Origin of the sequence: Pontibacter liquoris (genome assembly GCF_022758235.1) — a bacterium.
In the GTDB taxonomy this organism is placed as follows: domain Bacteria; phylum Bacteroidota; class Bacteroidia; order Cytophagales; family Hymenobacteraceae; genus Pontibacter; species Pontibacter liquoris.
Map to the genome: position 1 here is coordinate 518,075 of NZ_JALEBG010000002.1, position 25,546 is coordinate 543,620.

Below are 25,546 nucleotides of genomic sequence, written 5' to 3' on the forward strand. Positions count from 1 at the left end.
CAATAAATGTTCTGAGAGTTAATATAATTTTTCCATTTATTTAGCCAATCATACAGTATTTACGGCAAAAAGTACAAAAACAATAGTGCCACCTTTTAACTATAACAGGTGGCACTATTGTTTTTATTGTGCAAAATGCAAGATTTAATACTTAATCACGTCGGCCCATTAGCAGCGAAGCATAGTACAATAAAGTAGCCAGAGAGCCTAAGGCCGCTACGACGTAGGTCAGCGCCGCCCATTTCAGCGCATCTTTGGCCATGCCATACTCCTGGCGCGTTACCACCCCGTTCTGGCTGATCCAGGCAAGCGCCCGCTTGCTGGCGTCAAACTCTACCGGCAGCGTTACAAAGCTGAAGAGCGTGGTGAGGCCAAACAACGCCACTCCTATAGCCAGCGGCACAGGCGTGGTTTGCAGCATAAAAATGCCTATCAGGATAATCCACTGCATATACCGCGAGGCAATGCTAAGCGCCGGCACCATGGCCGAACGGAACTTAAGGAAAGCGTATGCTTTGGCGTGCTGTACAGCGTGGCCACACTCGTGTGCTGCTACTGCAGCAGCAGCGGCGCTGCGGGCCTCGTATACATACTCGCTCAGGTTTACGGTTTTATCGGCAGGGTTGTAATGGTCTGTTAACCGGCCGGCCACCGACATTACTTTCACATCGGTGATGCCATTGTCGCGCAGCATTTTTTCTGCCACCTCGCGTCCGCTCAGCCCGGAGCTGAGTGGTATCTGCGAGTATTCTTTAAACTTGCTCTTTAAACGCCAGCTAACACCTGCGCTCAGCAGCATAAAGGCGATCACAATTATATATATACCCATGGTTTATGCTTGGTTTGAATTAATCTGTTGTTCAATTTTCTTTACAATGTTTGTTGTGGAGTAGCCTTTTACGAGAGGTACTGTTTTCACCTCCCCGCCCCTGGCTTCCACCACGTCGTGCCCCACGATCTGGACTACAGCATAATCATCACCTTTCACCAGAATATCCGGTTGCACGGCTTTTATCAGCTCCAGCGGCGTATCGTTGTCGAAAAGCACTACAGCATCAATAAACAAAAGGGATGCCATAATGCGCGCGCGTGACATTTCGTCCTGTAACGGCCGGCTGGGCCCTTTGATCCGGCTGATAGAGGCGTCGGTATTGAGCCCGAGCACGAGTTTATCGCCAAGTTGTCTGGCTTTTTCCAGGTAATCTACATGGCCCAGGTGCAGCAGATCGAAGCAGCCGTTGGTGAACACAATTTTCTGATCCTGGACACGCCACTGGCGAAGCTGCTCCTGTAGTTGCGGAAGGCTAAAGATTTTATCAGTTGATTTCATGCAGTGTGTGTGATGTTGCTTTCAGCAGACTGTGGCACAGGTTTGCGGCGCTGTAGCATGCTGGCTACAAAACTGAATGCTCCCATTATAACGACCAAAAGTGTTTGTGAAGTATGCGCCAGCAGCGCATAAGCCATACCAGCCTCTTTCGGCACCCCATAGAGCAGCAGTGTGGCCTGCACCAGCAGGTGATACACGCCTACCCCGCCCTGCACAGGCGCCGCCATACCCAGCGTGCCGACCAGCAGTACCGACAGGCCGGCTCCCCAGCCCAGATCAGCGGTGGCGGGCAGGGCGTAGAGCACCACCAGGCTCATGCCATAGTACATAGCCCATACAAAAACAGTATGCCCCCAAAAAGCAACCTGGTTATCAATTTTGGTGATGCTGAAAATGCCCTGCAACATGCCTTTCACAAAGCTTATTGCCTTCTGGAAAAAGATATTCTCGCGGAGCCGCCCCAGGTAGCGCAGCAGCAGGGCAAGTATAATCACGGCGGAACCAAGCAGCACCCAGAATACCCAGTAAAAGGCATGGAGGCTGTGCTCCAGGCTGCTATACTTGTCTGTTAGAAGGTCGAGGAAAAAGGCGCGGATACGCCCGAACTGCAACAGGAACGTAAGGCCGATAACCAGCAGCAGCATGATCATGTCGATAAAGCGCTCGGCCAGCACGGTGCCAAACCCGGTATTTACCGGCAGATCGTCGGTGCGCTTCAGAATGCTGCAACGGGCCACTTCGCCCATGCGTGGCAGCACCAGGTTGGCCAGGTAGCCCACCATCATGGCATTATAGGTGTTAGCCAGCGAAGGATTATACCCCGTCGGCTTGATCTGCATTTTCCAGCGGATGGCGCGGCTCACATAAGCCGCCACGCCCATTACCAAAGACACCAGCACCCAATAGTAGTTGGCGTTCTTCAGCTCTGCCCACATCCGTTCAAAGTCAAGCTCCTTCAGCGCATACCACATCAGGAAAGCGGAAACGCCCAAAAGCAGGCCATACTTAAGGAAGGAGAGCAGCTTTTTCATGCGGCGTTGCGCTTATACCAGGCGGTTGTGCTGATCAGGGAAAACAAGCGTTGGTTTGTGGGTTTTAGCGTCTTCAAATTGAATGCTGCAGTAAGAGATGATAATGACCACATCGCCTACCTGCACTTTGCGGGCAGCCGGGCCGTTCAGGCAAACCGTGCCGGTACCGCGCTCCCCCTTTATCGCATAGGTTTCGAAGCGCTCCCCGTTGTTGATATTGACAATCTGTACTTTTTCATTTTCCAGAATGTTGGCGGCATCCAGCAGGTCCTCATCTATGGTAATGCTGCCCACATAGTGCAGTTCGGCCTGTGTTACTTTGCAACGGTGAATTTTAGATTTTAAAACCTCGATATACATAGCGTGTGCTGTAATAAAAGCGCAATTTAGAGAATAAGCCGCAGATTAACTATCGGCGTGCCGGCAGCGGCTTTTCCTTTGTTTAAGCAACAATCTGAGCCTCGTTTAAATTCACCAGGATGTTATCGATCAGGCGCACCTCGCCTACAAAGGCGGCAATGCAAAGGGCTACCTCCGGCTCGCCCTGCGCCTGTGCCAGCGGCTGCAGCGTATCAGGGTGTGCAATTTCGAAGTACTCTAGCTGCACCTGGTCTATGCCTTGCAGGTAAGCGGCTACCGCTTCCTTTATACTTGTTACCGGCTTTAGCGGCAAAAGCCCTTTTGCCAGTTGCAGCGCTTTATAGAGGCTAACGGCCAGCTGGCGCTGCTCGGGGCTTAGGCGCTTGTTACGGCTCGAGAGGGCCAGCCCGTCAGGCTCACGCAGGGTCGGGTAGCGCACCAGCTCCACGTCAAAGCTCAGGCCCAGCACCAGCTGCTTTACAATGGCTACCTGCTGCAGGTCTTTCTGGCCGAAATAGGCCCGATGGGGCTGCACCAGATGAAACAGCTTGCCCACCACAGTGGCCACGCCATTGAAGTGCCCCGGGCGGTGCTCGCCTTCCATAACGGCCTCCAGCGGCCCGAAACTAAACTGCAGCAGCGACTGTTGTGGGTATATGTCCTGGGCTACGGGGGCAAAAACGTAGTCACAGCCAACTGTTTTCAGCAGCTCTACATCCTGCGCCAGCGTGCGCGGGTACAAACTATAATCTTCCGCATTGTTGAACTGCGTCGGGTTTACAAAAATACTGCAGATCGTGATGTCATTATCCTGCGCGGAGGCGCGCAGCAAGGATAGATGGCCCTCGTGCAGGGCGCCCATTGTTGGCACAAAGCCAATTCGCTTGCCGCTGCACCGTAGTTCCTGTACAATTTCGCGGATAGCACTTGCCTGCTTTATAACTTCCATGTGTGGGGTTTCAGTTGAATTGATCCGTATAGGCCGGCAAATGTAAGTTGTAGCTTATTAAGTTGAAAATTAGAACAAAAAATGCTAATTTTGCACGTCCCATTACTGTTGCTTATCACTTTTTAATATCATACCATGTCTAAATTGCGCATCTTATACGCCGCCACCGAGATCAATCCCTTTTTGCAAACCACAAAAGTAGCAGAGTTTCTGGAAACACTGCCACAAGGGATGCAGGAACGCGGGATGGAGATTCGTATTTTTGTTCCGAGGTTCGGCCTGATTAACGAACGCAAGAATCGTTTGCATGAGGTGGTACGCCTTTCGGGCATCAATATCGCGGTGGGCGACGACGAGAAACCACTGGTTATCAAGGTGGCTTCTATCCCGAATGCCAAGTTGCAGGTATATTTTATCGACAACGAAGACTATTTCCACCGAAAGTCCGTTTTTGTGGACAAGAACAATAAATTTCATGCTGATAACGATGAGCGGGCGATCTTTTTCTGCAAAGGCGTGCTCGAAACGGTAAAGAAACTGGGCTGGGCGCCGGATATTGTGCATTGCAACGACTGGATGACCGGTCTGATCCCAATGTACTTGAAATCGACCTATAAAAAAGACCCGATCTTTAAGGATGCCAAATCCATGTTCACGGTGTATAACCACAACTATACCCATCAGTTTGAGGGCGATCTGTTGGATAAGGTAAAAATGCTCGACATTGATGAGGACATGCAGACAAGCCTGAAGACAGCCGATCTGGACAGCTTTATCAAGATCGGTATGGAATATGCTGATTCGGTTATCAAGACAAACGAGGATTTTAGCGATAACATCAACGAGTTGTTTAATGACTTTATGCAAACCAAAAATATCAGCACCGTTAGTGCCGACGACACCCTGTTAGACTCTTACTATACTCTGTATAATGAACTTAGCCGTTAGAAGATTCCTCTTTTTCTTCTTTGCCACCACCCTGCTTGCTTCCTGCGAAGACGCCTCTGAAATCGGTATCGACCTGCAGGATAAGAACCAGATCGGAACCAACTATACCGATACGCTGACGATCACCACCGGAACAGTGCTTTTAAACGACTCTATTCTGTCGTTCAGGGTGGTGCCGGTACAGGCTGGCCAGTATGCTGACCCGGTGCTGGGCACCGTTAAAGCAACCACCTATACTGAACTGGCGCTGGGCGGCTCCAGCGTAAAATTTGGCGATAACCCGGTAGCAGACTCCGCGGTGCTCACGCTGGACTACGGTGCGATCTACGGTAACCAAAGCGCGCCGCTTACCCTGGAGGTGCACCGCCTGACAGAGGGATTCCAGGAAAAGGCATCTTACTTTACCACCTCTACCCTTGCGTATGAGAGCGAGCCCCTGGGCACAGTAACGTTTCAGCCCCGCCTTACCAAGGTGAAGAGCGGCAATACGGAGGTAGACTCTGCCACCATTGCGCGGGTAAAATTGAGCCCGGCCTTTGCCAGTGAACTCGTAGCCCAGTCGGGCCAGAGCACCTTTACCAACCAGGACAACTTCAACAACTTTCTGAAAGGCATTGCCCTGGTGCCCACCGGCCAGCTAGGTAATATTGTAGGCTTTAAGCCAAACTCTGCCAAAACCAGAATTACCTTGTACTACAAGGCCGGCGCAGAACAGAAAACGCATGTGTTCGGCATTTCCGAGGGCCAGCGGTTTTTTACCAACGTGCAAACCGACCGCACCGGTACCGCCCTGGCCAGTCTCGATCAGAAAGGAGAATATATTCCTGCCACGGCAACCGGCGGCGAAAGCTATATCCAGACCAATTCGCAGCTGCTCACCAAAATCGAGATCCCGTACCTGCTTAAGTTAAAGGAGCTGGAAGGCGACATTGTCCTGAACAGGGCAGAGCTCGTGATTCCGGTTAAGAAAGGATCGACGGCTGCAGTGGCTGCGCCACCGGTGCTGGCCCTGTTCCCGACCAACAGCTCAAACCGTATTCTGAAAACATCGGCAGGAGCGCCTATAACGGTTCAGAAAGATGCCCTGGGCAGCGTGGACCGAACTGACAACCCGGCTGCGCTGGCATATGACGCCAAAAGAGGGCAGTACGCACTGAACATTACGCCTTATGTACAGGCTTTGCTGCTGGGTAAAAAAGAAAACCTGGGCTTGCTGTTAGCACCTGTCCGCATCAGCACTAATTCACAAACCGGTGCATCGGGCACATCTACGGAAACAGCTCCTTATCGGGCTATAATCAGCAACACCGGCGAAGACCAGGTAAAATTGTTACTCTATTTTTCGAAACTAAAATAACGAAGTTCAGTAAGTAACTTTGATTTACTAAAATAGGTACCTATGAAGGGTACCTATTATACTTTATAGCAGAAATATTATATGTGTGGAATTGTAGCATATGTGGGGCATCGCGACGCCTGCCCTATCATCATCAAAGGCCTGAAGCGCCTGGAATACAGAGGGTATGACAGTGCCGGCATTGCGTTAATGAACGGCGAATTGAACGTGTATAAAAAGAAAGGGAAAGTAGCCGAACTGGAAGCTTACATTGCCGATAAAGATGTGCATGGTCATATCGGAATGGGCCATACCCGCTGGGCTACCCATGGCGAGCCAAACGACGTGAATGCACACCCGCATTACTCTTCTTCTAAAAATATTGCCATTATCCATAATGGGATTATTGAAAATTATGCTGCCCTTAAAAAGCTATTGATTGAAAAGGGCCATACGTTTCAATCTGAAACAGACTCCGAGGTGTTTATTAACCTGATCGAGGACATCCGGACCAACAGCCACTGCTCGCTGGAAGAAGCCGTACGCCTGGCCCTGCACGAGGTAGTAGGCGCTTACGCCATTGTAGTGCTTTCTAAAGACAGCCCGAACCAACTGGTAGCCGCCCGCAAAGGCAGCCCGCTGGTGGTTGGTATTGGCGAGGGAGAATTCTTCCTGGCCTCCGATGCCACGCCTATTGTAGAATACACCAAAGAAGTTGTATACCTCAATGATTACGAGCTGGCCCTGATCAAAGACGGCGAGCTGGAGATCCGCACCAAGGAAGACGTGAAGCAGACGCCGTATGTGCACCGCTTGGAAATGGCTCTCGAGTCGATTGAAAAAGGCGGCTACGAGCACTTCATGCTGAAAGAGATCTACGAGCAGCCGCGTTCTATCCTGGACAGCATGCGCGGCCGTATGATCGCTGAAAGCGACCACCTGATGATGGGCGGCATCCGCGAGTTTGAAAACAAATTTGTGAACGCCAACCGCATCATCATTGTGGCCTGCGGTACTTCGTGGCACGCCGGCCTGGTAGCCGAGTACCTGATCGAAGACCTGGCTCGCATTCCGGTAGAAGTTGAGTATGCCTCAGAATTCCGCTATCGCAACCCGATCGTGAACGAGCGTGACATTGTGATCGCCATTTCCCAGTCTGGTGAGACGGCCGATACACTGGCAGCACTGGAGCTGGCCAAGGCGAAAGGAGCTACTATTTTCGGTATATGCAACGTGGTGGGCTCTTCTATTGCCCGCGCCACCGATGCCGGCGCTTATACCCATGCCGGCCCGGAAATTGGCGTAGCCAGCACCAAAGCCTTTACCGCGCAGGTAACGGTGTTAACGCTCATTGCCATGATCATCGGCAGCAAGCGCGGCACCCTGGAAACCACCAAACTGCACGAGCTGATGGTGGAGCTGGAAAACATCCCTAACAAAGTAGAGCAGGCCCTGAAACTGAACGACCAGATCGTGGAGATCTCCGAAACGTTTAAGGATGCCACCAACTTCCTCTACCTGGGCCGCGGCTATAACTTCCCGGTTGCCCTGGAAGGCGCCCTGAAGCTGAAAGAGATCTCATACATCCATGCCGAAGGCTACCCGGCGGCAGAAATGAAGCACGGCCCGATCGCGCTCATCGATGCGCAGATGCCGGTGGTGGTGATCGCTACCAAGGACAGCTCATACGAGAAGATCGTATCGAATGTGCAGGAAGTGCGCGCCCGCAAGGGCAAAGTAATCGCCATCGTAACGGAAGGCGACACTGTGATACCGGCCATGGCAGACTATGTGATCGAAATTCCGGAGACAAGCGAGCAACTGGTGCCCTTGTTGTCTGTCATTCCGCTGCAGCTGCTCTCCTACCATATTGCCGTTATGCGTGGTTGCAACGTAGACCAGCCGCGTAACCTGGCAAAATCGGTGACGGTAGAATAAGCACGTCATAAACGTATAACAAAAATAAAAAACGGAAGCCTCGCTGAGGCTTCCGTTTTTTATTTAAAGGTTTTTGCAACGCTTCTTTTTAGCAGACCAGGAAAGCCTGAAATAAAGGCGCCTGCCAGGTGCCGGCAACAGGTGTTTATACTTGCTGCTGATTACCTTCTATACCTTCCCTGCCAGATCTGGCAAATACACCGGCTTCTGGCGCCCTCGCTCGCCTCTGGCGAGTGTGTTTATACCTGTGGCGTCCCGCCACATGATGCAACAAGTATAAAAAGTACAAGCGGAAGTACAAAGTATAAAAGCGGCCGGAGGCCGTGGGATAGCGCACACTCGCCGGACGCGAGCGAGGACAAAGTGCAAAAGTATAAGGTGAAGTATAACGTATCCTGATCGCGCACGCATCCATTTGTGCCTTGCTTTCGCAACAGCTTAATCGACGTTAAAAGTTATGCGTGCGGGTTTATACTTAAAGGTGCATTATACTTCAAATTGCCCGCCCCGCAGGTAGGTGGTTTTCAGCAGCGGGCAAATTTTATAACGTTCTTCTTTGGTATCATCGTAAACGGCAGCAAGCACCTGGTATACATGGGCAATGCCGATCTGTTTGGCCCATTCAAAAGGCCCTTTCGGATAATTGGTGCCCAGCTTCATCCCCAGGTCAATGTCTTCTATACTTGCTGTGTTCTCCTGCAGCGTATAAAATGCTTCGTTTATGAGCATGCACAGCATGCGGGGCGTCACCATCCCTACGCGGTCATCTACCACAAGATAGTCTGTCCCCAGGGCATCGCATACTTCTTTCAGTTTTGAATCGTCGGCAGGGTTGTAAAGGCTCACCTCCAGCACTTCGCGGTTAAAGAGCGAGGGCAGCCCATTGAATCCGAACAGCGTGCAGGGCTGCTCTAGACCGGCTTGTTTTACCAGCGCTGCCAGCTGCACGGTAGCGGCATGGCAAAATACCACTTTGTCGGGCCCATACTCATTCAGGCGTTCGGGCTGCTCGTGCAGTAAAAAGTCAAATACCACGTCCACGGCATCCAGCTGCTGATCTGCCATCTGGTGGCGCTCCAGAAAAGTATACGTTATACCTTCCTGGCCTTCCGGAAACTTCTGCTTGAACTCGGCGGCCATTTCCGGGCCTGATAAAACAAGTATGCGCATATTTCTGTACTTTTGAAGGTAAAGATACATAATTAAACGAACCTGTTTATGGCACATACTATCATCAACTCCCAAAATGCACCAGCCCCGATCGGCCCCTATAGCCAGGCTACCCTGGCGAACGGCACCCTGTATGTTTCCGGGCAAATTCCGCTGGACCCGAAGACCGGAAACCTGGTTACTGATAGCATTGAGGCGGAAACGCACCAGGTAATGCGGAACCTGCAGGCGATCCTTACGGAAGCCGGCATGGACTTCAGCCATGTGATGAAGTGCAGCATTTTTGTAAAAGACATGAACAATTTTGGCCGTATCAACGAAACGTACGGCAGCTACTTTCTCTCCAATCCGCCTGCCCGCGAAACCGTGGAAGTAAGCCGCCTGCCAAAGGATGTGAACGTAGAGATCTCCTGCATTGCCACGAAGTAACGCTTCAGAAATAAGAATTCAGGGCAAAGGACAGAGGAGCAATAGCTTCTTTGTCCTTTGTGTTTAGCGGTTATACTTCGTTTACATATTTATCTAGTAAGCAGCATCAGATATTGGCTCCTTGCGAGGCGGCCGCACCTTCCTCGGGTGTTTCGGGTGTAGGCATTTCTACCTCCAGTTCCCCGTAGACTTCTTTGTCATGTTTGCCCGGCTCGGCGTTCACTGCCGAGTTGCCCACTTCCACTTCCTTCCGGATCACCCGCACGGCATAGTCGGCCGGGTAGATGTTAAAGCCATACTTGCGCGAGTACACGAACGTGAACACCGCACCAAAGAACAGGATCTGCGAGGTAAAAAAGACCCACGACAGGATCACGATCACGGAGCCCGCCGCGCCATAAACCGATCCCACATTGGTAGTGCCCAGGTATAACCCGATAAGGAGGCGGCCGATGGAAAACAGGATGGCTGTTACAAAAGCGCCCACCCATACATCACGCCACCGGATCTTGGCATCGGGCAGAAACTTGTAGAGGCCGGCAAACATCACCGACAAAATTACCAGCCCCGACACCAGGTTGGCCGCGTGCAGCACGTAGATGATCCAGCCCGAAAAACGCGCCGTCAGAAAGCTGCTAACGGCCACCAGCACGGTATTGGCCAGCAGCGACACCAGCAGGATCACCGCGATGATGAGGATCAGGCCAAAGCACAGGAAGCGGTCTATCACCAGTTTGATGTAGCCATGTTTGGGAACGGGCTTTACGTACCAGATCTCGTTCAGGGAGTCCTGCAAGGAGATGAACACGCCCGTGGAAGCGATAAAGAGCGTCAGAACGCCCACCAGCGTGGCAAAGCTCAGACCCGAGAAACGGTTGGCGCTCTCCACCATATTCTGCACCTCGTAAGCGCCCTGGGGCCCGATCAGCTCTTTGATGCGGTAATAGATCTCGCCCGACACTGCCTGCCGGCCAAAGAAGTAGCCGGCTGCGCCAATAATGATGATGAGCATAGGCGGCAGCGAAAAAATAGTATAATAGGCCAGCGCCGCCCCTTTCTGGAACGAGTTGTTATCTAAAAACTCCAGCCAGGTTTCCTTTAAAAGGCACCAGGACAACTTCAAATGCCGATGCACCATCTCACTGCTCTCTTTCTTAACCGATACGCAAATACACGATTATGTTTCGGCCTGCTTTGCAAATGCCGCTACCCGGTGGGCACACATTGGCACAGTTTCCGTTACAAAACCATACTTTATTTTGTACCTTTGTGGCTGTTTTACACAGATCTTGTTCAGATAACGATACATGGAAAGAGAAGTAAGAGTACGCTTTGCCCCCAGCCCGACCGGGCCTCTCCATATCGGTGGTGTGCGCACTGCCCTTTATAACTACCTGCTGGCCCGCAAAACAGGCGGTAAAATGATCCTGCGCATCGAGGATACCGACCAGAACCGCTTTGTGCCCGGCGCCGAAGATTATATCCGCGAGTCGCTGGCCTGGTGCGGCATTGAGCTGGACGAGAGCCCCTGGAACGGCGGCCCGTACGCGCCTTATCGCCAGTCGGAGCGCAAGCCCATGTATATGCAGTATGCCCTGCAGCTGATTGAAAGTGGCCACGCCTACTATGCCTTCGACACCGCCGAGGAGCTGGAGGAGATGCGTGAGCGCCTGAAAGCCGCTAAAGTGGCTACGCCGCAGTATAACGCCATTACGCGCGCCACCATGCGCAACTCACTTACCATGCCCGAAGATGAAGTTAAAAAGCTTTTAGATTCCGGTGCTCCGTATGTGATACGCCTGAAGGTGCCGCGCAAAGAAGAGATTCGTTTAAAAGACCTGATCCGGGGATGGGTGATGGTGCACTCTTCGGCCATAGATGATAAAGTGCTCATGAAATCGGATGGTATGCCCACTTACCACTTGGCCAACATCGTGGACGACCACTTGATGGAGATCACCCACGTGATCCGGGGCGAAGAGTGGCTGCCCTCGGCGCCACTGCACGTGTTACTGTATCGTTACCTGGGCTGGGAAGACACTATGCCTGAGTTTGCGCACCTGCCCCTGCTGCTTAAGCCTGATGGCAACGGCAAGCTGAGCAAGCGCGACGGTGATAAGCTGGGTTTCCCGGTATTTCCGCTGCGCTGGGTCGATCCGTTTACAAGCGAAGTATCCAGTGGCTACCGCGAGGCGGGTTATCTGCCGGATGCCTTTGTGAACTTCCTGGCTTTTCTGGGCTGGAACCCGGGCACGCAGCAGGAGATCTTCTCCATGGAGGAGCTTATTCAGGAGTTTTCGGTAGAGCGCATTGGCAAATCCGGCACGCGCTTCGATATCCAGAAAGCCCGTTGGTTTAACGAGCAGTACCTGCGCGCCAAGCCCGACAGCGAGCTGGCCGACTACCTGCTGCAGGCGCTGGCCGAGCACAACATCACCTGCTCGCACGAGAAAGCTGAAAAGATCGCTGGCCTGATGAAAGAGCGCGTATCGTTTCCGCAGGATTTCTGGCAGGAAGCTAAGTACTTCTTTGTAGCCCCCACTGAGTATAGTGAGAAAGTAGCGTCCAAAAAATGGAACGCCCCGTCGGTAGCGGTATTCGAGGATTTCAAAAACGAGCTGCCATCCTTGGCGGTCTTTAATGCCGATACGGTAAAAGAACTCCTGACAAGTATACTGGAGCGCCACGGCATGAAGCTGGGCCAGGTAATGCAGGCGCTGCGTCTGGCTGTAACAGGCGCTGAGGCCGGTCCCGACCTGATGCACATCATCGAGGTGATTGGCCGCGAGGAAACTGCCCAGCGCATTGGAGCTGCTATCAGCAACCTGAGCCAGTACGCCACTGCCTAAGCCAGGTATAAACAGGTATAAAATCAATCTGCCAAAAGGGCTAGCCATACCGGTTAGCCCTTTTTTATGGCCCCTTTCCAGCGGCATTGTAACAAAAGGGCCCTGCTTTGCTTATATAACAGAAGTATAACAGAGGAAACTATGGCTAAGAATAAGAACGAGAACAAAAGCGGCAAGAAGAAATCGCGGGTGCACAAGGACCTGGAAGGCTTCGAGATAAAAGTGAACGAGCACGGCGAGATCATCTCCAACTATAGCATCGACCGCATCAATGATTTCCTGAACGACAACGTGGACGACAAAAAGCTGCTGAAGCGCGATGCCGCTGAGAAAGCCAAGCGCGAGGAAGAGGAATACCACATTGAGGAAGGCGAAGAAACGGAAGAGACAGACGAAGATTTTGTGCGCAATACCACGGCGGTATCGGATGAGGAGAACGACAGTACCCTGCCCAAGGCCCGGCGCAAGAAAGGCGGAAAAGCAACCCCGGACGAGGAGGAAGAAGAGTAACCTTTCGGACGGCTCTCCAACTCCCCTGTCCTGGAGCAAGCGTGCGCTTGTGCCTTGTAGCTGCCGGGCACAGCAGGCTTATACTTCCTTTAACGCCTCCGTACTATTCAGAGAGGGCAATGGTTTTTATACTTACCAGTGGGATAGCTTAGATAAAGTATAATACGCAGTAAGTATAAGGCACAAGCGGACGCTTGCGCCAGAATAAGCCAGTAGAAGGCCGGAGCGTCCCTGAGCAAGTATGAAGTATAAATCTTTTGCTTTATATTTCTGTCAGCAACCAGATCTTATACTATGAGAAACTCTCACGACATCGATTACAAAATTTTTGGCAACGACATACAGGTGTTGGAAATTGAGCTGGACCCCAACGAAACCGTAATTGCCGAGGCTGGCGCTATGGTGTACATGGAGGAAGGCATCGACTTCCAGACCAAGATGGGCGACGGCTCTAACCCAAACCAAGGGTTCCTGGGTAAGCTTGTTTCGGCAGGCTCGCGCATGATCACGGGCGAATCGCTGTTTATGACGCACTTCACACACCAGGGCTACGGCAAAAGCCGGGTAGCTTTTTCGGCCCCTTACCCCGGCACCATTCTGCCTATTGACTTGGGTACGACGCGCAACAACAGCCTGATCACGCAAAAAGATGCTTTTCTGGCGGCAGCGCTGGGCACCAAGCTCTCTATCCATTTCAACCAGCGGCTGGGCTCCGGTGTTTTCGGGGGAGAAGGCTTTATACTTCAGAAAATGCAGGGCGACGGGCTGGCCTTTGTGCACGCTGGTGGCACCGTAGTAGAAAAGCAGCTCAACAACCAGACCCTGCGCGTAGACACAGGCTGCGTGGTAGCGTTTGAAGAAGGCATTGATTTTAGTGTGCAACGCGCCGGCGGCCTTAAATCGATGATATTTGGCGGCGAAGGGATCTTTCTGGCTACTTTGCGGGGCACGGGCCGCGTGTGGCTGCAGTCGATGCCGGTAAAGAAGCTGATCGAAGCCCTGATGCCAGCCGGCGCCAACGCCAACAAGGAAGGCGGCTTTATGAGCAGCTTCCTGGAGTAGGGCGGTTAGTCGCTGCGTTCCCAATTACGAATTTTATACTTCTATCGACTTTCCCCGGCAGGTTATACCTGCAAGGATGAACTATAAAGCAGAAGCCCCGGCAAGTATACGTTGCCGGGGCTTCTGCTTTAATAGGCATTCCTATCAACTCGGAACGCAGACCCCGAGGCTCAAAATGCCCTAAAGTCCATTGACCTCCATGATTTCCTCCAGGTATTCGCGGGAGTTGCTCAGGCGCGGTATTTTGTTCTGGCCGCCCAGCTTGCCTTTGTGGCGCAGCCAGCTCACAAAAGTGCCTTTCGGAGCCGCATGTACTTTGGGCTGCTGCAGGGCAATATCGTTTTGGCGCTTGGCATCGTAGTCGGAGTTAATGTCGCGCAACGACTCGTCGAGTACCTGCGTAAAGCGCTCCAGGCTGTCGGGAGCCTGTTCAAATTCGATCAGCCACTCATGGCTGCCGCGCTTGCCGCTTTCCATGTAAACGGGCGCTGCTGTGAAGTTCGTGATCACAGCGCCGGTGGCTTTGCTGGCCTTGGTCACGGCTGCTTCGGCATTCTCTACAATCACTTCCTCGCCAAAGGCATTGATGAAGTGCTTGGTGCGGCCCGATATTTTAATGCGGTAAGGATTAAGGCTCGTAAAACGTACCGTGTCGCCAATCTTATAGCGCCACAACCCGGCGTTGGTCGAGATCACCAGGGCATAGCTTTTGCCCAGTTCCACCTGGTCCAGCGTCAGCGTTCGGGGCTGCTCCTCCTCAAACTGATCCATGGGTATAAACTCATAGTATACGCCATAGTCCAGCATCAGCAGCATTTCATCTTCCGTTCCGATCTGGTCCTGAATGCCAAAGAAGCCCTCCGAAGCATTGTATACTTCCAGGTAGTTCATTTTATCAGAGGGGATCAGCTCGCGGAACAATTCCCGGTAAGGGCCAAAAGCCACGGCACCGTGGGTAAAAAGCTCCATGTTGGGCCATACTTCCAGGATGTTGTTTTTGCCGGTTACCTCCAGGATGCGTTTCAACAGCAGGTAGGTCCAGGTAGGCACGCCGCTCATGCTGGTCACATTTTCAGGCACCGTCAGCTCCACCATCTTCTCTATCTTCTCTTCCCAGTTATCCATCAGGGCCACTTTTAGCGGCGGGGTGCGCATGGCTTCGGCCCAGATGGGCAGGTTTTGCATGATCACCGCCGACACGTCGCCACACGACATCTTCGCATTCAGCTCGCTGGGCCGGTGGCTGCCGCCAATGGAGAGCCCTTTGCCCGCGAAAAGCTTTGTTTCGGGATAGAGGTTCACATAGATCGAGAGCATGTCTTTGCCGCCCTTGTAATGGCAGTCTTCCAGCGACTCGGGCGTGACCGGGATATACTTGCTGCGGGCATTGGTGGTGCCCGACGATTTGGCAAACCACTCGACCTTGCTGGGCCACAGCAGGTTCTGCTCTCCTTTTATTACGCGCTCAATGTAAGGGTAAAGGTCTTCGTAGGTATTTACAGGCACACGCTCCTGAAACTCGCGCACCGTGCTGATGCTGGCATAATCATACTTGCTGCCCCATTCAGTGCCTTTGGCCGTGCTGATCAGGTTCTGAAAAAGCTCTTCCTGCACCTCATGCGGGTACTTGCGAAACAGATCGATCTGATGGATCCGCTTCTTCATGACCCACGTTACTATTGAATTGAATATCTCCAAGGTGGTTATTGCTGGTTGCTGGTTGTTGATTGTTTGTAAGCTATACGGTAAGATTGTCATTCGTCACTTTTATCAGCGCGTTGACCATCTTGGGTAACTTCTGCAGTACAGATAAGACATAGGCATGCTCTTCCTGATTCAGCAGCATTCTGACTTTACACTTCTCATTCCAGTCGAGGCACTCCTATACGGAGCGTCGGGCATATCTAAAAAACTGTACCTTCTCCTTTTTCCCATAACGACCAAAGCCTTCTGCAATGTTGGCGGATATACTATCGATAGCCTTAACATACTGAATACCAATTGTATTTTTTGCAAAATAATCCCAGCGCTCCGCCCGGAACCATATATAGTTACTCAGGTTGAACGCTGCTTTATAAACATCAATATCATTCAGTCGCAGATGCTTTCGTTCTTCCATAAACATCCAGTACGAGAAATCAATCAACAATTCACAACGAGCAATCAGATTTTCCGCTTCAGCTCAAAGTGCTTGCCCAGGTATACACGTCTTACCTGCTCATCGGCAGCCAGTTCTTCAGCGCTGCCCGCTTTCAGAATCTTGCCCTCGAACAGCAGGTAGGCGCGGTCGGTGATAGAAAGCGTTTCGTTTACGTTGTGGTCGGTAATGAGGATACCAATATTCTTGCTCTTGAGCTTGGCTACAATGCTCTGGATCTCTTCCACGGCAATGGGGTCTACACCGGCAAAAGGCTCATCGAGCAGCACAAACTTGGGGTCCACGGCCAGGGCGCGGGCAATTTCGGTGCGGCGGCGCTCCCCACCACTCAGCACAATGCCCTTGTTTTTACGCACATGCGTCAGCGAGAACTCTTCCAGCAGGTCTTCCACTTTCTGGATCTGCTCTTTCTTGGTCATTTTGGTCATCTCCAGCACCGACAGGATGTTCTCCTCTACAGTAAGCTGCCGGAAAACCGATGCCTCCTGCGCCAGGTAGCCCACGCCGCGCTTGGCGCGCTGGTACATAGGCAGGTTGGTAATATCCTCGGTATCCAGAAAGATCCTGCCGCTGTTAGGCTTTACCAGGCCCACGATCATATAGAAAGATGTGGTTTTACCGGCACCGTTGGGGCCTAGTAAGCCCACAATCTCGCCCTGGTTCACCTCCACGCTGACATCGTTTACAACGGCGCGTGATTTATATTTTTTAAATAAGTGCTCTGCTCGTAGTATCATCGCTGCTAAATTACACATTAAAGCTGCCTCGTGCAATGCCTGCCCCTTTTGGCACCACTACCTGACCCACAGGCACTTAAATATAATGCAATTTATATTTTAACCCATCTCATAATCTTTATGAATGTAACGTTATGCTATTGCTTTAAAAATTTTAAATCAATAGTTTGTATTTCGATTTCTTATACCCTTGTCTATGCTAGTAACAATACTCTTTTCTGCTTCTCAAAAAGTACTTTCGATGGGCTTGCTCCTGTATGCCGGCATGCTTGGCCTGCCGGAGGAGGTGAAGGCCGACGATCCTGTTAAAAACACAACCGAGAAGCGCAACGAGGTCGTTATAAAAGGCGTGGATGTATCGCGGTGGCAGAAAGAGATCGACTGGGTACAGGTAAAGAATTCGGATGTGTCGTTTGCTTTTGTAAAGGCCACACAGGGAGATTTCCGGCTGGACCCCTATTTTGCCCGTAACTGGGAAGAAACCAAGCGCCTGGGCATTAAGCGCGGTGCGTACCATTTCTTTAAACCCGAAGCACCGGTAGAGGGGCAGATCGCCCTCTTTAAAAACACCGTAACGCTGGAGCCCGGCGACCTGCCGCCGGTACTGGATGTGGAAGTATCCGAACCGCACATGAGCGGGGAGCAGCTGCGCCAGAACATCCGCATCTGGCTGGAGTCCATTACGCAGTATTACGGCGTAAGGCCCATCATTTATACCAGCCAGAACTATTACCGCCGCTGGCTGCAGGGCCACTTCCCGGAATACCATTTCTGGATTGCCCGCTACAGCGATGCGCAGCCCGAAATTCACGCCACCGACTCCTGGAAGTTTTGGCAATACACCGACAGCGGCTCCATTTCGGGCATTAACTCTGCCGTGGATATCAACTTCTTTGCCGGCGACTGGGAAACTTTATCGCAGCTGTGCATGCCCGAGTTTGTAGTGGCCCAGGAAAGCCCGTTGAAGCAGATGAAATACATCCAGCCACAGCCATAAGGCCTGGCCTATACCTGCACTGAAGCGCTGTTCGACTACTTCTAATTATAAGGTTCTATACTTACCGGAAAGCCCCCGCTGTGCCTGTTGCAGCGGGGGCTTTCCGGTAAGTATAGGCTGGGTATTTTCTTTCTTTTAAGGCGAGGCCATACTTAACCCTTGGTAAAGGAAGCTGTAAATACCAGGAAAGTTCTTATATTTAATTAGCTATATAGAAGGAAGAAGCAATATCAAGTGCCTGTAAAAAGCTTGAAATTCGGATAGCCTACTTACACACATAAGGCAGATAAGCATCATAGTGGCGGATATACTATAGTTATAGCAAATAGAAAGTATGAGTTCTTCGTTAAAAGCATATTCTATCTTTCTTTTTATACTTTCTGTATGCTTGTCTTCCTGTACAGGTAGCAAACCATCTTTAAAAGAAGATAACGCGTCAACGAATGCAGGAATAAATATTGATACATTCTCGGAATTCCCACCAGAAATAGAAGGTTGCTTGTGTTCCTTCTCTAACAGTAAGAATGATTTTGAGAGTAGGAAGTATATTTATGTTGACGACTACCAAGGGAATGCCTTTATCTCTATCAATGGAGATTTGAAAAAGTTTATCTTGAGTAATTCTCAAAAAGTGTCAGATGAGCATTACATCACAACTTGGACTTCTGAAGGTTATGAAGTTATACTTGATTATAAGCAGGTTGGGCAGGAAGAAGAGACTTGGCAGCAAAAAGGCACAATGAGAGTCAAGGCAAAGGGTGCGAAAGAGTTGGTAAAAGAGTTATACGGAGAGTGTGGTTGCTGAAAATAAAACAAGCGCTAACCACAGTAGCTGTTGCACAACTCTCCAGTAACTCCTGCTCCCTATTATTTTTTAGGACCGCCCCCTTTTCTTCTACAAAAATAACAGTAAAAGCAGCCTCTGCTCCGGCCTAGGCAGGGCCATGAGGGCTATTTGGCTTCTTTTTGGGATAAAGCGCAGCAATTTCTGCAGGTTGTAGGCTGCCGCTGCCAGCAGCATCCCTTTTTGGGCCAGCTTCAAACCCCTGGTGTTGATTTTGCGCATGCCCAGGAAGTTGAGGAGCGTGCCCAGCACCGGCTCCACCGTAGCCTGCCGCAGGCGTTTCATGCGCCGGCCCCAGCGGCTATTCAGGCGGGTGATGACCCTTTCGTACTCGTCACGGTATTAGGTGACTTCTATCTTTTTGACGTGCAGGTGACCGATGCACCTCTCTTTCAAGGGACAGTCCCTGCAATCCTTGCGGGTGGTGTAGTAGGTCCTCTTCCTGTTGTTGTTTTTCTTCTCTACCAGCACGTTGCGGAAAGTCACCTTTTTGCCCTCCGGGCATAGCCAGTAGTCACCCTCCTGTTGGTAGGCAAAGCCTTCGGGGCCGCCTTTGTAAGTGCCGTGGGGCGGGATGAAGGCCGTAATGCCCGTCTGTTCCAGGAAAGCGTAGTTCTCCCCAGAGGAGTAGCCGGTGTCGGCCAGCAGGGTGCTGCAGCGCAGGTTTAGGAGCTGTAGCCTCTGAGTAAGCCCACCGAGCAGAGCTGGCAGGCACAGGCTGTCTTTACGGTCAGCATGGTCCGCTTGCACATGGGTAATCACGTGGCGGGAAGCATCTACTGAGAGTTGCATCAGGTAGCAGAGCTTGCGGGCCTTGCCGGGCTTGACGGCTATTCTGGCGCTCGGGTCTACGGGCGAGTAGTGGGTCTTATTAGAGGTGAAGCGGCTGTTCTTGTTGCTGGCCCCGGGGTGCTGATCCTGGCCCCACTTTATGTTGCGGGCCCGGATCTCCTGCAGCTCGTCGCGGCTGGCGGTGAGGGTGCGTTGCTGCTGGCTTGCCTTGTCGCGCATGGCCTTGCGGTCAGCCGGGCTCATGGCCCTGACCCGCTCCAGGTGGTCGACCAACTCCTGGCGGGGCACCTTCAACTCCAGCGAGTCCATGGAGGCGTTGGCTTTGATCAAAGCAGAATCAATGACTTGGGTGTGGCCCGAGACCATGCCCGCCTCCACGCACAGGGCAAGCACGCGCGTGAAGACCTCCTCAAACAGATCCAGCCTCAGGCTGCAGTGCTCGATGATTTTTCTGTCTGATACAATGTTCTCCAGGTGACCCACTAGGCAGAGCTTGAAGAAGACTACGGGATCAATTGAGTGTTGGCCGCAGCGGCCGTAGTAGGGCTGGGTCAGTTTGTAGAGGAACTCCAGGTCCAGCCTGTGCTTGAGCTGCCGGTAAAAGTTATGCTCCGGCACATGTGCCGAGAGCGAGAAGCGCAGCTCCCGCTCGTCCTCGAAAGTTTTCCTGCCCTGCATTCCATCAAAGATTTGGTACTATCTGCTTTTACGCCTATCTTCAATAGGTTGTGCAACAAGCACCACACCTATAGGTTAGCTACGCCATCCCATAGCCCAGTACGTTAGATCATAACACACCCACACAATTATGTAAAGCTAAGGGCAATTGTTCCTTACCTAATTTTATAAGCTGATGGCATACTTTAAAGCAAGGCAGCTATGAACAACTGGCGGTGGAAAGGGGCCTAGGCTGCCTTCCGGCAAACAGCACGGAAAGGCAATCGTTTCAGTTTCACATCCCGGAAAACAAGGAAGCATGCTTATGGCCACCACTACAAATTCAAAAATCATTCGGGCAACCAAGCATAAGATTTATACCGCTTTTACAGACAGGAACGCTTTAGAAGGTTGGCTTGCTCCAACCAATATGGTTGGAAAAATTCACAACTTCGACTTAAAAGTGGGTGGAGGTTACAGTATGTCGCTTTTCTACCTTGACAGCGAAACGGCCGGTAAGACGTCAGAGAACGAAGATCGTTTTTATGCAACGTTTGTCGAACTTAAACCCTATGAAAAGATTGTCCAGACCATTCATTTCAGGTCAGACAACCCTGGGTTTGCAGACGAAATGACAATGGAAGTCTTATTAGAAGGAGCTGCAAACAACGCAACAAAAGTAACGATCGTTTTTAGAAACATTCCGGTAGGTATAGACCCGAAAGACAATGAAACCGGAACAGAACAATCACTCGAAAAATTAGCCCGTTATGTGGCCGAAGATTAACCTGGTGAACGAATCACTACCGAAGCCATTGGTTTAACCCAGCGGGCAAGTATAAACTCAACATTCGTAATTCGATTTGGCTTTTTGGAAAGGCCAACCAGGTAATTTTCCAATGCCATACTTTCGCCAGGCTTGTAAACGGCTCGTGCATGCTATGGCAACACAGCACTGGAACGAGTATTATTAATGAACTATACATCAAGAAAAAACTATGAGAAAAATAATTGTGTTGGAATTTATTACCCTGGATGGGGTAATGCAAGCCCCTGGCGGACCTGAGGAAGACACATCAGGCGGTTTTAAGTATGGCGGCTGGACGGCACCTTATGGCGACGAAGATTTCGGGAAAGCGCTGGAAAAACAAATGAAACCTGCCGATCTTCTTCTGGGCAGAAAAACATTTGAGATTTTTGCCAGCTACTGGCCAACCCGTGCAACTGAATGGCCGGGCATCAATGATGTTACCAAATACGTCATGTCCGGAACCATGAAAAAGGCAGATTGGGAAAATTCCGTTTTCCTTGAAAGTGTGGCTGACATCGAAAAACTCAAAAGCTCAGAAGGCTCAGACCTGCAGGTATGGGGCAGCGGCGAGTTTGTGCACACACTTCTCGAACATGACCTTGTGGACGAGCTTTGTCTTAAAATTTTCCCGGTAACGCTTGGTAACGGGAAAAAGCTGTTTGGAGAGGGCATCATGCCGGCGGCGTTTACCTTAACAGAAAGTTTAATTACATCAACCGGCGTCATTATTGCCAATTACAAGCGCGCCGGAGAAGTGAAGACTGGTACCGTTAGCGCTTAAGGGAATAAAGCAAAGGCGGTGACATAGGGGCCCTTACGCTACCACGAAAAGCCTAAACTGCTGGCATCGTATTTCTGCCCTGGCAGAACACAGCCTTCCGCCAGGGCAGCAATATGCATTCGCTTCTTTTACTTAGCATTTGTTTAAAATACATCATTATCTTTTCGGGAAAATAAGCACCCTGCACATGAAAGGTCTTCCACTTAAGTTCGATCAAGGTTTATTGCGTTTCATTTCCTTTTTGCTCCTAAGCCTTATTTGTGCTGCAAACAATTCGGCTTACGCTAAAAAAACGAAGCAAACGCTTCAATATACTGTTTCGATGCCCGATCCTGCTTCCCATTATTTTCATGTGGAACTACATTGCAGCGGCTGGGATGAAGATACCATTGATTTTAAGATGCCGAAATGGATGCCAGGTTACTACCAGATAATGGATTATGCCAAAGCCGTGGAGGGCTTTTCAGCAGTGGATAATAAAGGGAAGCGCTTGGTTGCAAAGAACCTGAATGACAACACGTGGCAGGTTGTTGTTAAAAAGAACAAGCCCTTTAAGCTACGTTACAAGGTAAAAGCGGACAGGGAATTTGTAGCAACCAGTTACCTAGACAGCACTCATGCCTACATCGTGCCTACGGGGTTGTTCTTCTATGTAAATGGCCATATAAATACCCCGGTTATGGTAAAAATAAACCACGGAAAACAATGGCCTAAAATAGCGACAGGCCTTGCGCCGGTAGCAGGCAAAACAAATGAATTTATGGCGCCCGACTTTGATATCCTCTACGACAGCCCCATACTGATCGGAAACCTGGAAGAGCTGCCCTCCTTTACTGTAAATGGGATCGAGCACCGTTTTATCGGCTACAAAATGGGGGATTTTGACCGTACCCGGTTCATCAACAACCTGAAGAAAGTGGTAGAAGCTGCAGTAGCAGTTATTGGCGACGTGCCTTACAAACAGTATACCTTTATCGGCATTGGCCCGGGTCGGGGCGGTATTGAGCATTTGAATAACACCACTGTAAGCTTTGATGGCAAAGAACTAAACACCGAAAGCGGCATGAACCGGATGATGAATTTTCTGGCGCATGAATATTTTCATCATTACAATGTAAAGCGCATCAGGCCCTTTGAACTGGGGCCTTTTAACTATGACAAAGAAAACAAGACCAACCTACTCTGGGTGAGCGAAGGATTATCTGTTTACTATGAGTATTTAATTGTAAAAAGAGCCGGGTTAATAGATGAACAAACGCTGCTTACAAACTTCGAGAATAATATCAACACGATAGAAAACAACCCCGGTCGCCTTCATCAATCCCTCACGCAAGCCAGCTTCGAGACCTGGGGCGATGGCCCCTTCGGGAAACAGGGAGCAGATGCCAACAAATCCATATCTTATTATGATAAGGGACCTGTTATCGGAATGCTGCTGGACTTTGCGATTCGGAACGCGACAGAAAACAAGAAGTCCCTGGATGATGTCTTCAGGCTATTGTACTGGCGCTATTATAAAGAACTACAGCGCGGGTTTACTGATGCTGAATTTCAGCAGGCATGCGAAACGATAGCAGGGACATCCTTAACACCGGTCTTTGAGTATGTTTATACCGCAAAAGAAATCGACTACAATACATTCCTCTCTCCTGCGGGCCTGAAGCTGGAAGAAGATACAAATTTGCAAACCGGAAAAAGAAAATTTACCATCAACAGAACAGACAAAGCAGATGCCGGCCAGTTAGCTCTTTTACAAGCGTGGCTAGGGAAGTAAACGATCAGGAAAACAGCTTATACCTACACCCGAACCATAATAAAGGTATTTAGCACCAGCGGCGGTTTACTGATATCCTTCAGCTGTTCACGGCATCTTGCTTGGCCGGATGTTCCATGAACTTTCAGCCTTCGCAAACGCCCGTTAAATCTTCCCCCTGCTACTTTATCCGGATGTCCTTGATGCGCAGCTGCAGCGAAATCACGCCGCGGTAGATATTTTCCTCTACCGTAAAGCATACATCAAACGGAATGCCTTTGGAAATACGATGGTAATAATCGCTGAGGCCAAAACCGATGGCATCGATGCTGTAGAAGCCGTCCTGCGTGAGGCGCAGCTTCAGGTGTGAGTCGCCCACCACACGCAGGCTGCCGGTATCATATACGCACTCCGACACAAACACAGGCCGCATGTTACCCGGTCCAAAGGGCTCCATCTGCCGGATGATGTTATAAAAGTTGCGGGTAATCTGGCTGAGCTGAATCGGCGCGTCTATTTCGATCTGCGGAATCTTCTGGTCGTCGGTAATGGTGGCGCTCACTACCTGCTCAAAGCGCTCCCGGAAGGCAGGCACATTCTCGATGGGCAGGGTGAGGCCGGCGGCATACATGTGCCCGCCAAATTGCTCGAGCAGATCAGAGCAGCTCTCGATGGCGTTATGCACGTTAAAGCCATGCACCGAACGGGCCGAGCCGGACGCTTTGCCATTGGAGTGCGTCAGGATAATGGTGGGGCGGTAGTATTTTTCGATGCAGCGGGAAGCCACAATGCCGATCACGCCTTTGTGCCAGCTCTCCTTGTAAAGCACTGTTGAGTTGGCCGAGCGCAGAAAATCATCTTCCTCGATCATCTGCAGTGCCTCTTTGGTAATGTTGGTGTCTTTGTCGCGGCGGGCTTTGTTGGATTCGTTGATGATATCGGCCGTTTTAATAGCCTCCTCTTTGGTTTTAGCCAGCAGCATGTGTACCGAGTTCTTGGCGTCGCCCATGCGGCCTGCCGCGTTGATGCGGGGAGCAAAGCCAAACACAATGCTGGTGATATCCATTTCGCCGGTAATAGCAGCCAGTTCTTTTAAGGCGTCCAGGCCGGGACGCATGGGTCGGGGACCGTTTAGCAGCTGCAGACCATAATAAGCCAGGATGCGGTTTTCGCCGGTGATGGGCACAATATCGGCCGCTATACTTACCACCAGCAGGTCCAGCAAGCTGTAAGCTTGGTCGGGGGCAATGTCGTTCTGCTGGCAGAACGCCTGGATCAGCTTAAAACCAACGCCACACCCCGAGAGCTCCTTGTAAGGATACGGGCAATCCACCCGCTTGGGGTCCAGCACGGCCACGGCCTGCGGCACATCGTCGTCGGGTAAGTGGTGGTCACAGATAATAAAGTCGATACCTTTTGCGCTGGCATAAGCCACCTTATCGGCCGATTTGATACCGCAGTCGAGGCTAACGATCAGGGAGAAGCCGTTTTCCGCTGCCCAGTCCACGCCCTGTGAGGATACGCCGTAGCCTTCTTTATACCTGTCCGGGATATAGAAATCTACCTGGGTGGTATACTCCCGCAGGAAGCTATACATGAGCGCCACAGAGGTGGTGCCGTCCACATCATAATCGCCATACACAAGTATCTTCTCATTGCGATGCAGGGCCTCGTTGAGGCGGTTTACGGCGCGGTCCATGTCCTTCATCAGGAAGGGATCATGCAAATCGTCGAGGGTGGGGCGGAAAAAGTGCTTGGCTTCTTCGAAGGTGCAGATGTTGCGCTGGCACATGATACCGGCAAGCGTGGGACTTATTTTCAGGCTTTGCGCTAACTGCTCCACTGCCTCTGCCGGTGCTTCCGGGCTTAATTCCCACCTCTTGTCCATATGCTGTGCTGCTATACTCGTAATGTTGGTTGCAAAGGTAGTTAAAAACAGGGTTCCGGGGTAATGCCGGCCGGGCGGCTTTCTAGTATAGCCCGTTTTTCATACTTTTGTATCTCTACAACAGGTTTGGCCGTGAAACGATTCAGAGACCTTTTCAGAAAGTATAAAAATTATTCCCTCGACCTCATCATGTATGGGTTCTTCCTTCTTTTTGTT

Annotated in this window: 25 protein-coding genes; 12 read left to right on the forward strand and 13 right to left on the reverse strand. The window is 51.0% G+C overall.

Going from position 1 to position 25,546, the window contains the following annotated elements; genetic code table 11:
• Nucleotides 1-151 precede the first annotated feature (151 nt).
• The 5 genes from LWL52_RS15565 to panC form a co-directional block, all read right to left on the reverse strand.
• Nucleotides 152-829 (reverse strand): zinc metallopeptidase, encoded by a 678-nt coding sequence (locus tag LWL52_RS15565; RefSeq protein ID WP_242921510.1) that lies wholly within the window; start codon nt 827-829, stop codon nt 152-154.
• 3 nt (nt 830-832) lie between these two features.
• Nucleotides 833-1,330: a D-glycero-beta-D-manno-heptose 1-phosphate adenylyltransferase gene (gene rfaE2, locus LWL52_RS15570; protein WP_242921512.1), complete on the reverse strand. Its 498-nt coding sequence runs from the start codon at nt 1,328-1,330 to the stop codon at nt 833-835.
• The gene (locus LWL52_RS15575) at nt 1,327-2,361 is read right to left on the reverse strand and encodes a lysylphosphatidylglycerol synthase transmembrane domain-containing protein (protein WP_242921514.1); all 1,035 of its coding nucleotides are present in this window, start codon (nt 2,359-2,361) and stop codon (nt 1,327-1,329) included. Before LWL52_RS15575 ends, rfaE2 begins: the two co-directional genes overlap by 4 nt.
• Nucleotides 2,362-2,373: 12 nt before the next feature.
• Complete coding sequence (gene panD / locus LWL52_RS15580; RefSeq protein ID WP_242921516.1) at nt 2,374-2,721, reverse strand: aspartate 1-decarboxylase; 348 nt, start codon at nt 2,719-2,721, stop codon at nt 2,374-2,376.
• Between the two features lie 82 nt (nt 2,722-2,803).
• Nucleotides 2,804-3,670 (reverse strand): pantoate--beta-alanine ligase, encoded by an 867-nt coding sequence (gene panC, locus LWL52_RS15585; protein ID WP_242921518.1) that lies wholly within the window; start codon nt 3,668-3,670, stop codon nt 2,804-2,806.
• 135 nt (nt 3,671-3,805) lie between these two features.
• Between panC and LWL52_RS15590 the strand changes: the two genes are divergently transcribed.
• The 3 genes from LWL52_RS15590 to glmS all read left to right on the forward strand — a co-directional run bounded on the left by LWL52_RS15590 (nt 3,806) and on the right by glmS (nt 7,892).
• Entirely contained in the window at nt 3,806-4,618 is an 813-nt protein-coding gene (locus LWL52_RS15590; protein ID WP_242921520.1) for a glycogen/starch synthase, read from the forward strand.
• Complete coding sequence (locus LWL52_RS15595; RefSeq protein WP_242921522.1) at nt 4,602-5,975, forward strand: DUF4270 family protein; 1,374 nt, start codon at nt 4,602-4,604, stop codon at nt 5,973-5,975. The genes LWL52_RS15590 and LWL52_RS15595 overlap by 17 nt, the downstream gene beginning before the upstream one ends.
• Nucleotides 5,976-6,056: 81 nt before the next feature.
• Entirely contained in the window at nt 6,057-7,892 is a 1,836-nt protein-coding gene (glmS, locus tag LWL52_RS15600) for a glutamine--fructose-6-phosphate transaminase (isomerizing) (protein WP_242921524.1), read from the forward strand.
• A gap of 486 nt (nt 7,893-8,378) precedes the next feature.
• On the opposite strand, the gene LWL52_RS15605 is transcribed toward glmS, so the two are convergent.
• Nucleotides 8,379-9,062 (reverse strand): 3-hydroxyacyl-CoA dehydrogenase family protein, encoded by a 684-nt coding sequence (locus tag LWL52_RS15605; protein WP_242921526.1) that lies wholly within the window; start codon nt 9,060-9,062, stop codon nt 8,379-8,381.
• Between the two features lie 48 nt (nt 9,063-9,110).
• On the opposite strand from LWL52_RS15605, the gene LWL52_RS15610 reads away from it, so the two are divergent.
• Nucleotides 9,111-9,491: a RidA family protein gene (locus LWL52_RS15610; RefSeq protein ID WP_242921528.1), complete on the forward strand. Its 381-nt coding sequence runs from the start codon at nt 9,111-9,113 to the stop codon at nt 9,489-9,491.
• A 106-nt stretch (nt 9,492-9,597) separates the two neighbouring features.
• On the opposite strand, the gene LWL52_RS15615 is transcribed toward LWL52_RS15610, so the two are convergent.
• The gene (locus LWL52_RS15615; protein WP_242921530.1) at nt 9,598-10,608 is read right to left on the reverse strand and encodes a YihY/virulence factor BrkB family protein; all 1,011 of its coding nucleotides are present in this window, start codon (nt 10,606-10,608) and stop codon (nt 9,598-9,600) included.
• Nucleotides 10,609-10,798: 190 nt separating this feature from the next.
• On the opposite strand from LWL52_RS15615, the gene gltX reads away from it, so the two are divergent.
• The 3 genes from gltX to LWL52_RS15630 all read left to right on the forward strand — a co-directional run bounded on the left by gltX (nt 10,799) and on the right by LWL52_RS15630 (nt 13,912).
• Nucleotides 10,799-12,340 (forward strand): glutamate--tRNA ligase, encoded by a 1,542-nt coding sequence (gene gltX, locus LWL52_RS15620; protein WP_242921532.1) that lies wholly within the window; start codon nt 10,799-10,801, stop codon nt 12,338-12,340.
• A gap of 141 nt (nt 12,341-12,481) precedes the next feature.
• On the forward strand, nt 12,482-12,850 hold the full coding sequence (locus LWL52_RS15625) for a hypothetical protein (protein ID WP_242921534.1): 369 nt from the start codon (nt 12,482-12,484) through the stop codon (nt 12,848-12,850).
• Nucleotides 12,851-13,144: 294 nt separating this feature from the next.
• Complete coding sequence (locus LWL52_RS15630; protein ID WP_242921536.1) at nt 13,145-13,912, forward strand: TIGR00266 family protein; 768 nt, start codon at nt 13,145-13,147, stop codon at nt 13,910-13,912.
• Between the two features lie 180 nt (nt 13,913-14,092).
• Here the strand turns inward: LWL52_RS15630 and LWL52_RS15635 are convergent, their stop codons facing one another.
• The 3 genes from LWL52_RS15635 to lptB all read right to left on the reverse strand — a co-directional run bounded on the left by LWL52_RS15635 (nt 14,093) and on the right by lptB (nt 16,807).
• Nucleotides 14,093-15,610, reverse strand: coding sequence for a GH3 auxin-responsive promoter family protein (locus tag LWL52_RS15635; RefSeq protein WP_496197644.1), 1,518 nt, complete (start codon nt 15,608-15,610; stop codon nt 14,093-14,095).
• 184 nt (nt 15,611-15,794) lie between these two features.
• Nucleotides 15,795-16,031, reverse strand: coding sequence for a four helix bundle protein (locus tag LWL52_RS15640; RefSeq protein WP_242921541.1), 237 nt, complete (start codon nt 16,029-16,031; stop codon nt 15,795-15,797).
• 44 nt (nt 16,032-16,075) lie between these two features.
• On the reverse strand, nt 16,076-16,807 hold the full coding sequence (gene lptB / locus LWL52_RS15645) for an LPS export ABC transporter ATP-binding protein (protein ID WP_242921543.1): 732 nt from the start codon (nt 16,805-16,807) through the stop codon (nt 16,076-16,078).
• A 196-nt stretch (nt 16,808-17,003) separates the two neighbouring features.
• Between lptB and LWL52_RS15650 the strand changes: the two genes are divergently transcribed.
• On the forward strand, nt 17,004-17,804 hold the full coding sequence (locus tag LWL52_RS15650; RefSeq protein ID WP_242921546.1) for a glycoside hydrolase family 25 protein: 801 nt from the start codon (nt 17,004-17,006) through the stop codon (nt 17,802-17,804).
• Nucleotides 17,805-18,138: 334 nt separating this feature from the next.
• Nucleotides 18,139-18,609: a hypothetical protein gene (locus LWL52_RS15655; RefSeq protein WP_242921548.1), complete on the forward strand. Its 471-nt coding sequence runs from the start codon at nt 18,139-18,141 to the stop codon at nt 18,607-18,609.
• A gap of 90 nt (nt 18,610-18,699) precedes the next feature.
• Here LWL52_RS15655 and LWL52_RS20725 read toward each other — a convergent pair whose 3' ends face one another.
• Together LWL52_RS20725 and LWL52_RS15660 are read right to left on the reverse strand one after the other, a co-directional pair.
• Nucleotides 18,700-18,933: a transposase gene (locus LWL52_RS20725; RefSeq protein ID WP_496197645.1), complete on the reverse strand. Its 234-nt coding sequence runs from the start codon at nt 18,931-18,933 to the stop codon at nt 18,700-18,702.
• 57 nt (nt 18,934-18,990) lie between these two features.
• Nucleotides 18,991-20,118 carry a transposase gene (locus tag LWL52_RS15660; protein WP_496197646.1) on the reverse strand — a complete coding sequence of 376 codons (1,128 nt, stop codon included), beginning with the start codon at nt 20,116-20,118 and terminating at the stop codon, nt 18,991-18,993.
• 304 nt (nt 20,119-20,422) lie between these two features.
• Between LWL52_RS15660 and LWL52_RS15665 the strand changes: the two genes are divergently transcribed.
• The 3 genes from LWL52_RS15665 to LWL52_RS15675 all read left to right on the forward strand — a co-directional run bounded on the left by LWL52_RS15665 (nt 20,423) and on the right by LWL52_RS15675 (nt 23,463).
• A complete protein-coding gene (locus LWL52_RS15665; protein WP_242921550.1) occupies nt 20,423-20,884 on the forward strand; it encodes an SRPBCC domain-containing protein in 462 nt (153 codons plus the stop codon).
• 211 nt (nt 20,885-21,095) lie between these two features.
• Nucleotides 21,096-21,689 (forward strand): dihydrofolate reductase family protein, encoded by a 594-nt coding sequence (locus tag LWL52_RS15670; protein ID WP_242921552.1) that lies wholly within the window; start codon nt 21,096-21,098, stop codon nt 21,687-21,689.
• A gap of 187 nt (nt 21,690-21,876) precedes the next feature.
• Nucleotides 21,877-23,463 carry a M61 family metallopeptidase gene (locus tag LWL52_RS15675; protein WP_255749763.1) on the forward strand — a complete coding sequence of 529 codons (1,587 nt, stop codon included), beginning with the start codon at nt 21,877-21,879 and terminating at the stop codon, nt 23,461-23,463.
• 160 nt (nt 23,464-23,623) lie between these two features.
• On the opposite strand, the gene recJ is transcribed toward LWL52_RS15675, so the two are convergent.
• On the reverse strand, nt 23,624-25,330 hold the full coding sequence (gene recJ / locus LWL52_RS15680; RefSeq protein ID WP_242921556.1) for a single-stranded-DNA-specific exonuclease RecJ: 1,707 nt from the start codon (nt 25,328-25,330) through the stop codon (nt 23,624-23,626).
• Nucleotides 25,331-25,546 lie beyond the last annotated feature (216 nt).

Bases quoted from the DNA above. Each gene is read 5' to 3' on its own strand.
- LWL52_RS15565 (WP_242921510.1), bottom strand. From the start codon at position 829: ATGGGTATATATATAATTGTGATCGCCTTTATGCTGCTGAGCGCAGGT.
- rfaE2 (WP_242921512.1), bottom strand. From the start codon at position 1,330: ATGAAATCAACTGATAAAATCTTTAGCCTTCCGCAACTACAGGAGCAG.
- LWL52_RS15575 (WP_242921514.1), bottom strand. From the start codon at position 2,361: ATGAAAAAGCTGCTCTCCTTCCTTAAGTATGGCCTGCTTTTGGGCGTT.
- panD (WP_242921516.1), bottom strand. From the start codon at position 2,721: ATGTATATCGAGGTTTTAAAATCTAAAATTCACCGTTGCAAAGTAACA.
- panC (WP_242921518.1), bottom strand. From the start codon at position 3,670: ATGGAAGTTATAAAGCAGGCAAGTGCTATCCGCGAAATTGTACAGGAA.
- LWL52_RS15590 (WP_242921520.1), top strand. From the start codon at position 3,806: ATGTCTAAATTGCGCATCTTATACGCCGCCACCGAGATCAATCCCTTT.
- LWL52_RS15595 (WP_242921522.1), top strand. From the start codon at position 4,602: ATGAACTTAGCCGTTAGAAGATTCCTCTTTTTCTTCTTTGCCACCACC.
- glmS (WP_242921524.1), top strand. From the start codon at position 6,057: ATGTGTGGAATTGTAGCATATGTGGGGCATCGCGACGCCTGCCCTATC.
- LWL52_RS15605 (WP_242921526.1), bottom strand. From the start codon at position 9,062: ATGCGCATACTTGTTTTATCAGGCCCGGAAATGGCCGCCGAGTTCAAG.
- LWL52_RS15610 (WP_242921528.1), top strand. From the start codon at position 9,111: ATGGCACATACTATCATCAACTCCCAAAATGCACCAGCCCCGATCGGC.
- gltX (WP_242921532.1), top strand. From the start codon at position 10,799: ATGGAAAGAGAAGTAAGAGTACGCTTTGCCCCCAGCCCGACCGGGCCT.
- LWL52_RS15625 (WP_242921534.1), top strand. From the start codon at position 12,482: ATGGCTAAGAATAAGAACGAGAACAAAAGCGGCAAGAAGAAATCGCGG.
- LWL52_RS15630 (WP_242921536.1), top strand. From the start codon at position 13,145: ATGAGAAACTCTCACGACATCGATTACAAAATTTTTGGCAACGACATA.
- LWL52_RS15640 (WP_242921541.1), bottom strand. From the start codon at position 16,031: ATGGAAGAACGAAAGCATCTGCGACTGAATGATATTGATGTTTATAAA.
- lptB (WP_242921543.1), bottom strand. From the start codon at position 16,807: ATGATACTACGAGCAGAGCACTTATTTAAAAAATATAAATCACGCGCC.
- LWL52_RS15650 (WP_242921546.1), top strand. From the start codon at position 17,004: ATGCTAGTAACAATACTCTTTTCTGCTTCTCAAAAAGTACTTTCGATG.
- LWL52_RS15655 (WP_242921548.1), top strand. From the start codon at position 18,139: ATGAGTTCTTCGTTAAAAGCATATTCTATCTTTCTTTTTATACTTTCT.
- LWL52_RS20725 (WP_496197645.1), bottom strand. From the start codon at position 18,933: ATGAAACGCCTGCGGCAGGCTACGGTGGAGCCGGTGCTGGGCACGCTC.
- LWL52_RS15660 (WP_496197646.1), bottom strand. From the start codon at position 20,118: ATGCAGGGCAGGAAAACTTTCGAGGACGAGCGGGAGCTGCGCTTCTCG.
- LWL52_RS15665 (WP_242921550.1), top strand. From the start codon at position 20,423: ATGGCCACCACTACAAATTCAAAAATCATTCGGGCAACCAAGCATAAG.
- LWL52_RS15670 (WP_242921552.1), top strand. From the start codon at position 21,096: ATGAGAAAAATAATTGTGTTGGAATTTATTACCCTGGATGGGGTAATG.
- LWL52_RS15675 (WP_255749763.1), top strand. From the start codon at position 21,877: ATGAAAGGTCTTCCACTTAAGTTCGATCAAGGTTTATTGCGTTTCATT.
- recJ (WP_242921556.1), bottom strand. From the start codon at position 25,330: ATGGACAAGAGGTGGGAATTAAGCCCGGAAGCACCGGCAGAGGCAGTG.